This window comes from Aquimarina agarivorans, assembly GCF_000218485.1.
GTDB classification, from domain to species: Bacteria; Bacteroidota; Bacteroidia; order Flavobacteriales; family Flavobacteriaceae; genus Aquimarina; species Aquimarina agarivorans.
Window position 1 is genome coordinate 14,542 of sequence record NZ_AFPB01000027.1, and the last position, 15,125, is coordinate 29,666.

6 protein-coding genes are annotated in these 15,125 nt (G+C 34.8%); 4 read left to right on the top strand and 2 right to left on the bottom strand.

Annotation, left to right across the window (positions count from 1 at the left end; all coding sequences use genetic code 11):
- Positions 1 to 42: 42 nt before the first annotated feature.
- Positions 43 to 762 carry a YebC/PmpR family DNA-binding transcriptional regulator gene (locus GMC_RS0101190; RefSeq protein ID WP_010520413.1) on the bottom strand — a complete coding sequence of 240 codons (720 nt, stop codon included), beginning with the start codon at positions 760 to 762 and terminating at the stop codon, positions 43 to 45.
- 243 nt (positions 763 to 1,005) lie between these two features.
- Here GMC_RS0101190 and GMC_RS0101195 point away from each other — a divergent pair, with 243 nt between their 5' ends.
- Together GMC_RS0101195 and GMC_RS0101200 are read left to right on the top strand one after the other, a co-directional pair.
- The gene (locus GMC_RS0101195; RefSeq protein WP_010520414.1) at positions 1,006 to 3,306 is read left to right on the top strand and encodes an ATP-binding protein; all 2,301 of its coding nucleotides are present in this window, start codon (positions 1,006 to 1,008) and stop codon (positions 3,304 to 3,306) included.
- Positions 3,307 to 3,323: 17 nt separating this feature from the next.
- Positions 3,324 to 3,743 (top strand): response regulator, encoded by a 420-nt coding sequence (locus GMC_RS0101200; protein ID WP_010520415.1) that lies wholly within the window; start codon positions 3,324 to 3,326, stop codon positions 3,741 to 3,743.
- A 49-nt stretch (positions 3,744 to 3,792) separates the two neighbouring features.
- On the opposite strand, the gene GMC_RS0101205 is transcribed toward GMC_RS0101200, so the two are convergent.
- Positions 3,793 to 4,248, bottom strand: a complete 456-nt coding sequence (locus tag GMC_RS0101205) for a BLUF domain-containing protein (RefSeq protein WP_010520416.1) — start codon at positions 4,246 to 4,248, stop codon at positions 3,793 to 3,795.
- Between the two features lie 507 nt (positions 4,249 to 4,755).
- On the opposite strand from GMC_RS0101205, the gene GMC_RS0101215 reads away from it, so the two are divergent.
- Both GMC_RS0101215 and GMC_RS18565 read left to right on the top strand, forming a co-directional pair.
- The gene (locus tag GMC_RS0101215; protein WP_010520417.1) at positions 4,756 to 8,154 is read left to right on the top strand and encodes an autotransporter outer membrane beta-barrel domain-containing protein; all 3,399 of its coding nucleotides are present in this window, start codon (positions 4,756 to 4,758) and stop codon (positions 8,152 to 8,154) included.
- Between the two features lie 1,052 nt (positions 8,155 to 9,206).
- The coding region (locus GMC_RS18565) for a hypothetical protein (protein ID WP_010520418.1) at positions 9,207 to 15,125 on the top strand (5,919 nt) is incomplete at its 3' end.

A 15,125-nucleotide genomic window follows, 5' to 3' on the forward strand; every position in this document is an offset into this window, starting at 1 on the left:
AAGGCAAGATTTTTTGGTTTACCAGAAAATCTTACATATTACTTAGGCAGATGCTTCCACCATAGAGTGATATACATTTTGCACATCATCGTCTTCTTCAAGTTTTTCAAGTAACTTTTCAACATCAGCGAGTTCATCGCCACTTAATTCTTTAGTTACTTGTGGTATACGTTCAAATCCAGAGGACAATATTTCAATATTTCTGTTTTCTAATTCTTTTTGTATGGCACCAAAACTTTCAAAAGGCGCATAAATTAAAATGCCATCTTCGTCTTTAAAAATTTCTTCAGCGCCAAAATCAATAAATTCCAATTCTAGTTCTTCAACATCAATACCTTCCGCATTAATGCGAAAATTACAAGTGTGATCAAACATAAACTCTACTGACCCCGACGTTCCTAAATTTCCATTACATTTATTAAAGGCAGCCCTAACATTAGCAACGGTTCTATTGTTATTGTCAGTAGCTGTTTCTACCAAAATGGCAATACCATGTGGTGCGTAGCCTTCAAAAAGGACTTCTTTATAATCGCCTTGATCCTTGTCTGAAGCTTTTTTAATGGCACGTTCTACATTGTCCTTAGGCATATTCGCAGCCTTAGCATTTTGAATAACGGCACGTAGGCGGGAGTTGGAAGCTGGATCAGGACCTCCTTCTTTAACGGCCATTACAATATCCTTACCAATACGTGTAAACGTTTTTGCCATTGCAGACCAACGTTTCATTTTTCGCGCTTTACGAAATTCAAAAGCTCTTCCCATTTTACAAATGATTTAATTTTATGCGGATGTAAAAATATTAAATTAAGATTATATACAAAGAAGCTTTTATTTTTTTGGTAGAAGTAATTGTAAGGATATGGTCAAAAAATTGAAGTTTTATGAGATTTTGATCTATTTAATGTTCGATAAAATACTTTTTTCTTGGATTAAAAAACTGGCGATTATTATTGTAAGTCATTGAAAAAGAATAAATTGTATTAAAATTGAGTTCTGTAGTTGAATATGATTAGAAAGCAAGTTTTTAATAGTGTAGGAAAATCTACCCCGGAGGAATTATTTGTTGACATTGGCTTGACAATTATGTGTATTGATGAAAGCAATGTTATTCATTTTACATCGGGCGATTACAAACGCTACTTTGTGGAAGAAAAAAAATTACCAGTTAATTTAGTCGGAACGTTGCTACCCGAAATTGAAATTCAATTGCTAAAATGTTTTGAGCAAATAAAGTATTCGGATGCCAGCACGCTAAGAACAAACATATACGACACTGAAGATCGAAAATGCATTACCGTAGAAATTAGAAAGACGCTTAAGTTTCAAAATAAAAAAAAGTTATATGTTGTTAAACTTCAAAATGAGGTAATAGCAACCTCACATGATGCGGCTTATGACAAGCATTTGGGTTTAGCCTTAAATGACTTTTCAAAGGAAAATACACTAAATGATGCTTTAATAAAAAATGAAAACTCCGAGCCTAAAAATAAATTTAAAACGTTTGCTAGTACTGCAGGGGTGGGGTGGATATTTTTAGATTTAAAATTAAATATTTTGAGTTGTGCTTCTGAAATCAGTCACTTTTTTGGAGTAGAGTTTGAAAACTCTAGTAAAATGATCAAAAAATTTGCAAAAGCTATTGTTGGTTATAATATTGTAGATTTATGTAAGCAAGTTTTAAAAACAGAAACGCTTTGCGTTGTAGAGGTCCAGAATAATTATGGGATTTGGTTTAGTGCAACTATTCAATTAGACAGGGATGACTTAGGGCAACCTATGGGATTATTAGTAAGTTTTTTTAATATTCACGAATACAAAGTAAAACAGCTTGATAATGAAAAAATTATCAATTTTTTTGGAAAATTAGTAAAAAATAGCCCTGCAGTAATTATGACATATGATGTTAGTAAACAACAATTTTCATATGTAAGTTCTAATATAGCCAAGTTTGCTGGCTATAAACAAAAGAAAAATGATGCTTTTAAAAATGATTTTTTTGAAAGTATCATTTTTCCAGAAGACATTACTTTATTAAAAAATCACTACCAAAATGTGGCCAGCAAAAACGCATCAGTACCAATTCAAATTGAATATCGAATTGTACATAAAAAAACTAAGGAACCTTTGTGGTTGTTGGCTACAAGTAGCGTGTATCAAAGGGATAAAGCAGGCGAAGTTTTATCAATTATAACCTCAACTCAAAATATAAATGAGACCAAAAAAGTTAAGCGAGAATTAGCGGAGTTTACAGAAAGGGTGCAAGCAGCTTTTACATGCAGTAGGTCTGCCATTTGGGAGTGGTCAAACGGCAAAAAAAATAAAGCATGGTGGTCCAAAGAGTTATGCGACTTAACAGGTTGGACACCAGAAGAAATAGGCTGCTCATTCAGGCAGTTGTTAAGGTTTATACACACTGATGATAAAAAGTCATTTATAAGTAGCTTAAAATCTTTCACTCAAAAAAACAAGAATTATGAACAAGATATAAGGATTAAAACTAAGGAAAACGAATTTAAATGGTTTAAAATAAGTGCTAACGGCAATGCCAGTAGTGATAAAAAACTAATGAAAGTTGTGGGGACATTAACGTATATTCATGAAAATAAAGAGGCCGAGAATAAACTCAGGAAGTTGAATGAAGAGTTGGAACGTTTTGCCTATTTAGCCAGTCATGATTTAAAAGAGCCTTTAAATACCATTACAAGTTTTATAGGACTGTTTAAAGAGGAATTCTTTGATGCTTTAGAAGTTGATGCGAAGCAATATTTACAGTTTATAGAAGAGGCTACCATTAGAATGGGAAGTTTGATTAAAGATCTAATGAGTTATTCGCAATTGGAAAATATATCTTTAAAACGAAAGTCTAACAATCTAAATGTAATTATTGAAAATGTTTTAAAAGATCTAAATGAAGCTATTCAGTCCTCGCAAGCAACAATTTCGGTATCTGAATTGCCAAAAGAAGTGTTGTGTGACCAAACTCAAATACGTCAATTATTTCAAAATTTGATTGCCAACAGTATCAAATATCAACGTAAAAATGAAGCCCCATATATTGAAATAGGCGTAAGAGAGAAAAAAGAATACTATGAATTTTTTATAAAAGATAATGGTATTGGTATTGCTAAAAAGCATTATAAACGCATATTTGATGTATTTAAAAGATTACACTTGCCCGAAGAGTATGAGGGCAATGGTATAGGTTTGGCCAATTGTAGCAGAATTATGACCAATCATCATGGTACAATTTGGCTAACATCGGAATTAAATAGCGGTACAACTTTTTATTTTACATTACCAAAATAGAATTAAAATTGAATAATATGAAACAAATGGATTGTGTGCTTTTGGTTGATGATAGTTTAACAGCCAATTTTTACAACAAAAAGATTTTAAATACGTGCCATGTTACCAAAGAAATTGTCGAGGTTCATAATGGGGAAGAAGCCCTGCATTTTTTGAAAGCTTGCGAAATACAAAATAAAAAGAAACCTAATGTAATTTTTTTAGATATCAACATGCCCGTAATGGATGGTTTTGAATTTTTAGAGGAATACATGAAATTTTCAGATCAGTTTCGGTCAGATATTTTGATTAGTCTATTAACTACTTCAAACTGGAAAAATGATATGGATAAGGCCAAAGAAAAATGTGATTTAATTTTTGATTACATAGAAAAACCATTAGCAAAAAAAGACGTGGAGCACGTGTATGATTTTTATACGGCTAACATGAAACATTAGGGCGGTTTTTTTGAACAAATGCCTAAATTTTAACAGGATATTTAGTTGATTATATTAACTGAAGCACTTTTTTGTGCGATGCAAGTAAATCAACCATATTCCATATTTTTGAGGAGTTCATATCAACATTATGATTTTGACTTTTTAGCCATTTCATATAATTCATGATTTGCTGTTCTAAATTTAAGTTAATTAATTGATTTTTATCAATTTGTCCCATGCTCCATTCTAAAAAACGTTTATTTCCAGTAAAACAACTTTTAAAGCAATTAATAATTTGATGCCTTTGATCTTTTTCAAGTACTACAATGAGTTTATCCAAGGTTTGGGCAATATCAGTTTCTATATATTGTAAAAAATGGCCATCATCATAGTACAAATAACCTGAAATCTTTCTTTCTAAGTTATTTGCTCTACTTTTTTTTAGGATGTTTTTTATAACTACATCAGTCATTGGTAAAGTGGCTTTACTAATATAAATAGCACAACAATAGGTGGAATTCATCTATTATTTATTAAAAAATTGATTTTCAATTATTTAATATAGTTATTTTTCTTTAAAAAAATACATTGATTGCATATATCTCAAAAAATGATTAAAAAAGCTACTTTGTTTTTAGTCGATTTAAATTGCTTTTCAAAGATTTTTTTTGAATTTTTTGATACAAGTTGTTGGTTAGTAGTTGGGTAGTTATATTAAAGGTAAACATTGTTGATTTTAAAATAAACTATTATGGTACTTTTAATCCATAGTGATTCATTTGGAACAAACATTAGGGTTTTTTGTGTGGATAAGCTTCATTCTAAATATTAAGTGTTGGATACTCTATTTACAAATTTAATTCAATACATTAAATTGTTTTTTGTCGAAAAAATATGCTTTTTATCTATTAAAATGGTTGTTTTATCTAAAACATTACATATCAGTTAATTATATTTTTTAAGAGTTGTAATTTAATACTCTAAATACCTGCTTTTTAGTGTATTATGATTTTTAATAAATAAGGTTATTATGGATAAAATTACACAATTTACTTTTTTTTGTAAAAAACTTTACCTCCTTTTAACAAGCTTAATGTTATTGGTGTCAGGAACGTTTTATGCTCAAGATTCTGACGGTGACACCATTTCCGATTTTACAGATTTAGACGATGATAATGATGGAATCTTGGATCGATTAGAGGGTGGTTGTGACACTAGTCCCATTTTTGCTCAAATTGCTAGATGGGATCCTAATATTAACATTCCTATGGATGTTAATAGTTTAAATGGGAATACGGGGGCTGCAAAAACAGATCGTTACGAGCCTAGTTTTGCTAATAGTGATTATGTAGACCTTACGGTGAGTAACCTAGGTATTGGTTCTGGATTAACTGACGAATCATTAGATAGTTCTATAGCTACAGGAAACGATGTGGCATCACATGGATACATTTGGGTAAGTGGTGTAGATGGTGCTAGCGTTGCCGATGCTCGTACTAATAATGATTATTTAGATTTTAGTTTTACTGTAAGAAATGATGTAGACCTTGTTACTCGCTTTGATAATCTAATAGATATTACCACAAACATAAGTGGAGTATATCAAACCGTTCGTGGTTTAAATTTGTCAACAGAGCCAAGAAAGCCAATCTATGCCGATTGGTCGTATCAAATTGAAATTAGTCCAGATAATTTTACAGCCAATTCACAAATCTTACAAACAGCTAAAACTACAACTCGTATTCAAGATGGTACAGCTTTCACAGATTCGAATAACGATGCAGGCGGAGGGGTTAATGCCTTTAATGAATTTGATAATTACCAAGACGGAGCGGGACCTAATAATGATGTATTATTACAAGCAGGCACAACCTATACCATTCGTATATATCTTTTTGCTGCCGAAGATGTGGGGAATAATGTGACCCTAGATAATTTCAATATCTCCATAAATCCATGTACTGAATACGATACCGATAATGATGGAATTGCCAATATATATGACTTAGATAGCGACAACGATGGTTGTGCCGATTTAGAAGAAGCTGCAGGGAATTTTACTGTAGCTGATAATGGAGCAACAGCAACGGGAACCCTATCTGATGGAAATGGAGGGGCGGTAACTACAAACTTAGGGAATACTGTAGGGGCAAGCCTTGTAGGAGTGCCAGATGTTGCTGGTGGAGGTCAAGGTTTAGGGAATACGCAAGATGGTATTAACTATTGCGAAGACTTTGACGATGATGGTGTACCCGATGAGGTTGATTTAGATGATGATAATGATGGAATTTTAGATGAATTTGACGTATGTGATATTGCAACCACAACCGTCGATCCCTTACCAGCTGCGGTAAATTGGGAAGCAGGCGGATTTAGAATTTTTACTATAGGAGGCAATACCGATGCCACAGGAGCTGTTGATAATGGATTTCAACAAGCAGCTATTCGAGAAGGAGTGAATATAAATACCTTAAGCAGCGCGTCTGACTATACAACCACAGGAAGTGTAGGCGGAGGAACAGCAGACACCAGCAGCATCACTTTTTCGAACGGAACAATTACGTATTCCGATACCTATGCCGCAGATGCGGAAGCCGAACTACGTACCACTACAGCAGGTGGTTTTATTTCTGGAGATACAGGAAGCGGAGTGTTTGTAGAATCCGAATTTAACGGAGGCGTCGATGATGAATATACCGTATCCTATAACTTTACAACTCCAGTTACCTTATTTAGTGTAGACATGGTGGATATTTTTGACACATTCGGTACACCACCTAATCCTTCGAATCTAATTCTTCAATACGAAATTATAGCCGATGGTAAATTAATAGCTTTTTTACGAGATGAACCTACAGGAGATGACACGGTAGGTACCGTAGATATTTTCGATAGCGTTGGCAATTTAAGGGGAAGTTTAGGTTCAGGACAAAATATTGAAACCACTATTTCATTTTTAACCCCTAACCCTGTTTCAACCGTTGCTATACGTCACCGAATTGTACAAGGTTTTTTAGGACCTTTTATGAGTGGTCCCACTAATTTTAGTACGGTACGCGATCCTCATGGATTAGATCAATTTTCATTCAGTACCGATAGTTTATGTATCAATTCAAAAAATACAGATAGCGATGGTGATGGCTGTCCTGATGCCGTAGAAGCTTCTGGTGATTTCAGACAAACAGACCTTACTTCTAGCAATAATCTAGCAGATGCCGATGAAGGAAATGTAGATGGTACAGGAGTCCCTTTGGATGGTTTAGGAGGAAGTCAAACTACCCAAAATGCAACAGCAATTTATAACGATGCTACTCAAGAAAATTGTACCGATTCAGATTTAGATGGTGTACTAGATTTTGTAGATGTGGATGATGATAATGATGGAATTTTGGATGATGCTGAGTGTTTTAGTATTGTACCTTCCTCTGGCTCAGAGTTTTCATTAAACCCTATGTTATCACCCTTTGATGGAACAATAGAAACAGTTAATAACAATGGAAGAAGTTATGATGTAGAAACGTATTATACCATTCAGTCCCGAACAGGAAGCCCATTGGTTTTCGATAAAACAATTACTTTTTCTAATAACGCTGGAATAGACAATTTTGTTTTGTCAGCAATTGATTTAGATGGTAGAGAGTATATTCGAACAATTCGTTACGTTTTTTTAGACGGAACAACACTTTCTTATGGTCAATCTGGAGATTTTGGTTTTGATAGTCCTGAATTTTTAGCTATTTTTCAGGATGAAAACCCCTTAGGAACTACTGGTACACCCACACAACCCGATCGTTTTTATGTTGAAACTATCAGCAACCCTTTTTCAGAATCTACAAATCCTATGTTAATAGGTGCAATAGGTTCAACATTCCCAAATCAAAGCGGGTCGCAATCTGATCGGACTTTTGAAATTGCAGCACCAAATAAGGCGGTTAAAGAGATTTATTTTGATACGTTCGTAGCAAATAGAAGTTCAGGTGGAGGAGAAATAATCTTAGGATGGGAAAATATAACTTATAATTACTCCTGTGATGTTGATGGTGATGGTATTGAAAATAGATTAGACCTAGATTCTGACGGCGATGGTTGTCCAGATGCTATAGAAGGCGATGGGGATTTTGAACAAACTGACCTTACCGATGCTACTGGAACAGGATTAGACCTGCCAAACAATGGTTTAGATAGTGCGGGGCAACCTGTAACAGGTTATACGGGTAGTACCAATATGTCAGTAATTGCCAATTTGGTAGGTAATTCGGGTACAGTGACAAGTCCAAATGTAGATACCGATCCTAATTCACCTACTTATGGTGTTCCAATAACAGGTTTAAATAACTTGCCAAATACCCAAGCTATTGGAGGTAGTCAAGATGTTAATGATGATACCAGTTGTTGTGATATCGTGCCACCAACCATTGCGCCTAATTAAAATAAACAAAGGTTCAGATATCCCCGCGAAAGCGTGGATATCTTGAGCTTAAGTACTTTTTTACGGAATTTATTTGTTCGGTGTTTTTATTTTTGAATTGCTAATATAATTTAATGAATATCGGTAATTGATAATAATATATACCGTTTCGTCATTCCTTGCTTGATCAGGAATCTCATCCTACTGATTTTACATCATAAATGATTAGGTCGTCTAAAAAGTAATATTAACGAAGGCTAAGCGAAAGTCGAAGCCTGTTAATTAATTGGTAATCAAATTTTATTTCAACATTATTTAATGTACGATTACAAGATTCTTAACTTTTTAGATAGCCTCATGAAGCAATTCATATTGTTAGTGATTACGGATATTCAATTTTTCTAATATGAAAAGAAAATAAACAAAAATTAATCTTAGGCAGCTTTAATTTTTCGAAACTAATCAGAAAATTTGTGGACGATTACAGTAAGTGTCGTTTCTGCGGAAGTAGAAATATCCTCAACCGTAAATTATATTTTCAAGCCAAAATAATGGTTTTGTAATTCCTAATGAAAAAGGTTTCACTACAATTTTTCGCTTCAGTTATTTTCTTTCTTTGACTACTAAATACAACAAACACTCAAATATTTATTAAAATCAAGAAATGTTAATTTTGTTTCAACACAAATAAATTTCTTAAGTCATAAGCTTCGTAATACTGTTTCATCTTCATTATTTCAAAAAAAATTAATGTTTTGATTTTTTTATATCTATCTGTCATTCAATCGTTTAATTATATGTGGAATTTAACGTGAATTAATCATAAATAACTGTAAAACAGTAAATTATTTATTGTTTTGCAAGTCATGAATTTTGTTTTTCATCGAATAAATAGGTGTTTTAACTTGTTTATCATTCTTCTTGTCGAAAAAATTGTAATACATATAACATGTTGATTTTCAATTGAAAAAGAAAAGTTAAATTTATAAAACATTAATAGTAAGCATTTTGCGTTAAGCTATTAGTGTGAAATTATATTTTTTTGTCAGATTCAGTATATAAATAATAGGATTATGAAAATAATTACGCTACCCGTTTTTTTAAATGCTTACTTTAAAAAAACTCACCTATTACGTTTTATTCTTTTGAATATTATAACCTTAATGGTTTCTGTAACCTCGTGGGCTCAATTTCCAATTGTTCCTACGGTACCGAACCCTTTTGTGGCTGATAGTAGTTTTTTAAGCAATGAGGATGTTACCATAGTTGCTACCGCTACTGGAACGACTAATTTAGGGGGTACAACAGTATACGTAGTAACTGATAAGGGCTTGAACATTTATGGAATTGCTTCGCCCTTTCCAAATACAGGAACTATCAATTTAGGAATGTATGCACCCAATCAGTATTTGGTGTATTTGTTGTCTTTTGATGGCACAAGTCCACAATTAACTATAGGTAATAATTTAAATGTCATCGAAACAACGTTATGTAATGCAATAGTAGGACCTGTTCAGGTAGCGGTAACAGCTCCTATGATTGATACTGATGGAGATGGGATTGATGATATCGCAGATATCGATGATGATAATGATGGGATACTCGATATAGTAGAGTCTGGTTGTGGTGATGCAGGTACTGTAAATTTTGGTACACCTACATTTCGATTCGATCCTAATCAACCAGGTGGTGCAGGTGCTGGGTTAAATGGAAATACCTTATCAACCACACCAGTAGCTAAAGACTTTAGATACCAGCCTGACTTTGTGGATCACAATGCTATTGAAACTAATGTTACTGCGCCAGTATTTGGAGCAGGTTTAACAGATGAATCTTTGGATACTGTTAATAATGATGTAGCTATCCAAGGGTACTATTATTTTAGTGGTGTAGATCAAACTACAGCTGCAGGTGCACTTACCGACGAGGATTATGTAGAATTTACGTTTACAACTTTAAGTACAGCAACTGTTATAGCAAGATTTATTCAGGTTCAGGATGTAATAACCTTTTTGCCGAATGGTAACTTTAATACCTCTAGAGGAACAAATTTATCTACAGATACTAGATTTCCAATATATTCAGATTTTACCTATCAAGTAGAAATTAGTACAGACAATTTCACAACTTCAACAGTATTAGTATCTAATATGCAGACCACGCGTTTAGCAGATGGGTCTCCATTTTCTGGTGGATTTGGAAATGCGTTACAAGAGCCAACTCATGAAGAATTTATTAATTTTTCAGGATTAAACTACCAATTAACAGCCAGTACTACCTATAAGGTACGTATGTATCTATATGCAGCAGAAGGAACAGGGGCAGATGCAGGATTCGTAACGTTTGATAATTTCCGATTCTTATCTAGTGGATGTGCTTCATTTGATTTAGATGTAGATGGAATCCCTAATCAATTAGATTTGGATTCAGACGGTGACGGTTGTGCTGATGCTGTTGAAGGAGATGCAGGTTTTACAGAAGCAGATATTTCTAACTCAGGTATTCTTGGGGGAAATACAGGAGGGAGCTTCACGGGTGATCCTACTATTGGTGGAGTAGTAACTAATCTAACAGGGAATTTTAATGGATCTGCTGATCCAGAAGGAGACGGTTTTGTAAATGCCAGTGGGCAAGTATTGACTTTAGAAGATGGAACGGCGGTAACACCAAGTCCTGCAAACCAAGCACTAAACATATCGCAAGATGCAACTATGCAAAACTGTGATGACGATGACAATGTAGATGTTGCTATTGAAGACGCGGCTCCTAATGGTGGAGATGGTAACAATGATGGGACTATAGATAGCTTGCAACCAGATGTAGCGTCTATCCCTGATAGAAGTGGTACAGGGAGTTACGTGACCTTAGAAGTTACAGGTGATTGTAGTCAGATTACCAATATGGAAATCATTCAAGAATCAGAAATTGTATCTAATGGAGGTATTGAAGATGAAGACTATGAATATCCATTTGGTTTAGTTGATTTCACACTAGAGTGTGATGTTGCAGGTCAATCGGCTACGATTAAGTTTTATTGGTATGGAATCGATGCTTTAGAGCAAAGAGATGATTATCGTAAATATGGGGACAAGGTATTTGGTGTTGTAGATAAGGTCTATAGAAATTTTATTATCACTGAAGCGATAGAAAATGTAAATGGTGCTCAGGTATATACGGTAGAATATCAGTTAACAGATGGTAGATTAGGAGATGATTCATTAAATACAGCAGAAATTTTAGATCCAACAGGGCCAGCTGTATCTGATAACACAGATAATGATTTATTACCAGATTTAGTTGATATAGATGATGATAATGATGGTATCCCTGATAGTTTAGAATGTACTTCATATACAGGTAATCCTGTTTTTTCAGGAGTTGGGAATACAATAACAGGTATCCTGAATAATACAGATGGAGATGAGGTATTTAATATAGCTTACAGTGATGCTGGAGGGGCTGCAACTTCAGGTGCTGGTGGTATAACTACAACGCCAGGAGATTTGCCTAGCAGTTTAGTATTCAATCAAAATACATTATTCTCAGTACAAGCTGAAACGGCTAATTTAACGTTTTCGGGATTGCCAATAGGAACTTATGATTTAAGTGCTCAAGTGGATACCACTACTTTTACGGCAGATGGAGGAACAACCATTTCTCCTGATGGGTTAACTATTACGGTTACGACTACAGAAAGTAATGTTACAGTAGCGAATTTTGTGGATCCTCAGGTACTGGATAATTTAACAATTACTACGACTTCAGCAGACACAACTAATAATTTTGATATTAATATTTCATTATCAGGTTTGGCATGTCCAGATACAGATAATGATGGTATTCCAGATAATTTAGATATTGATTCGGATAATGATGGTATTCCTGATAATGTAGAAGCGCAAAGTACTGCAGGATATCAACCTCCATTGAATAATGATTCAGATATGGACGGGTTAGATGACCAATACGATCCAGAATTTGGGGGTAGTACACCGATAACCACTCCTGAAAATTCTGATACAGATACTATTCCCGATTATTTAGATACAGATTCCGATGATGATGGTATTCCAGATACAGCAGAAGCTGATTTGGGGATACCAACGAATACCAATGATACTGACATGGATGGGTTATTGGATGCTTTTGATGTCGATAATTCAACTGCGGATGTTAATAACAACTTAGATAATGGATCAAGTGATACCCCAAATACAGATGTAGGAGATCCATCTCAAACAGATACAGATGTAGATTATCGTGATTTATTAGAACCTTTGGATACTGATGGAGACGGGATTCCCGATGTGACAGATTTAGATGATGATAATGATGGTATTACCGATGTAGAAGAAAATACGTGTGAGCCTAATGCTACACCAGCACCTTCTCCCTTAATGTTGCTTTATGATAATGCAGGAGGAGATTTTTCACCAACTACAGTTGGAGGTGATTTTGTAGTAAGTGCCTCTTCTCAAATGTTTGGATCAGGAGTTAGTTATACCGAAGACCCTAATAATGTAGGAGGAGGGTATATCGATTTACAAGGAGTTGATCAGGCTAATTTGGCAGGAGCTATAGCGGATAATGATTATTTAGAAATTGATTTTACAACAGGTTCAAATCCTTATTCGATTTCTCAGTTATTTTTCTTTGCAGAACCAATGGGTATACCTGCCGTAGATTTCAGATCAGGGTATCAATATCAAGTAGCTATATCGGGAGACAATTTTGTAAGTAATGTAGTTTTATTTGATGAGGCTACAGTTGGCACATCATCATTTAGGGTGCCAGCAACTACTAACCTGCAATTATTGCCTAATACATTCTATAAAATAAGAATTTATTTGTACAATAACCCAGCAGTTAATGCAGGTTCAATAACTATAGATAATATTGCATTTAGAAGTTTATTGTGTACAGAATCAGACTTCGATGGTGATGGTATTTTAAATAGTGCCGATTTGGATAGTGATAACGATGGTATTTATGATGTAGTCGAAAGTGGAAATCCATTAGCAACTGACACAGATAATGATGGGCGTATTGATACAGGAGGTACAGTGGAAGTAGGCGCAAATGGTATTCCAAATGAAGTGGATAGTGATGATGATGCTTTTTCAGCAACAGGAACAACTCCAGTAAATAGTTTTGGTTCGGATGGGCCTGATTATCTTGATATTGATGCAGATGATGATGGAATTGTTGATAATATAGAAGCGCAAACTACTGCAGATTATATAGCGCCTTCTGGTATAGATACTGATGGTGATGGTATAGATAATGTGTACGACCCGGTTGACGATACAGATATCGCAGCCCCAGTAGCAGTAGCAGGTGTAACGGCTATTACTCCTACAAATACCGATACTACATTTACAAATAGTGATGCCATTCCAGATTATTTAGATACCGATAGTGATGGTGATGGAGAAAGTGATACTATAGAGGCTTACGATACCGATCAAGATGGAGTAGCAGATACCGTGCCTGCAAATGCAGATGCAGATGGTGACGGATTGGATGATAATTTTGATGGAATTGCTTTAGGAACAGGTACATCTGTAACTAATCCTACTAATGGTGGTCAAATGGCTGACGACCCTTTCCCTGATGCGGATATGCCAGGGATGGAACCAGATTGGAGAGAAGGATTTGATACCGATGGAGACGGTGTTCCTGATAGTGCAGATTTAGATGATGATAATGACGGTATTTTAGATACGGAAGAAGATCCTGATATAGATGGAGATGGTAACCCTAATACAGGTGCCCCAGCAGATATTGACCCGGATGGCGATGGAATTCCAAATCATTTAGATATTGATTCAGATAACGATGGTATTCCAGATAATGTTGAAGCACAGCCTACAGTAGGATATATCGCACCAACGGGTTCTGTAGGTAACAATGGTTTGTTTGATGTATATGAAACGGGTGCTGATGATGATACAGAAACAGGTATTTCACCAGAAAATACCGATGCTACATTTCTTAATAATGATACCATACCTGATTATTTAGATACAGATTCAGATGGTGATGGTAAATTAGATGGAGAGGAGGCAGGGCTTTCTAGACCACCAGCAGGAACAGAAGGCATCAATGGTTTATATGGAGATTATGAGATAGCAGATGATTACGGTGATACAAACGGGACTGTTTTAGACCCAAGTAACGACCCAATTAATTTACCAAATACAGATCCAAATGCTACTCCAGAGGTTGACTTTAGAGAGATCATGGACAGTGATGGCGATGGTATAGCTGATGTTGTGGATTTAGATGATGACAATGATGGTATTCCTGATACAGAAGAAGGTAGTTGCGATTTACTTAGTATAGCCAATTCAAATTCAGGTTCAGGGGCATTTCAAGATGAGCTTTATATTTTTAATTGGGATGGGGCTGATCTAAGTAACGGTATACAGGATGGAGATACTCAAACTTTTACTTTAGCCAATGGATTGTCAGTAACGGCTACTTTTTCTAATGTTTCTAACGTCACTAATGCAAGTTCATATGTTCCAACAGATTTAAATTCATTTGCAGGAGCATTTATACATCAACTATACAATACACCTGGAACTCAAGAAGCACTTTTAGGAGCTATGGATGCGCATGTGTCATTTAGAGTAACATTTACTGCTACCAAAGCTGGGTTAGCATTTCCGTTGAATATTATTGCTTTTGATGGAGAAGCGACATTAGATCCAGAAGAAAGAATAACATTTACAACCGATGGAGGTAATTGGACTTTATTAGAGAGTATAAATTCAGGAGGAAATTGGATCGGTGGAGGGACAAAAGTCCTTGATGCTGTTGATACTGAAATTTCGGGAGGTAGTTCAATTTTTTATTCTGAAAATTCCAGTACTATTGATATTGATATTTTGTCAATTAACGGAAGGCAAGCTGTAGCCTTTGGTTTATACCTAGTTTGTGATGAAGATGGTGATGGGCTGCCTAATTTAATTGATTTAGATAGTGAC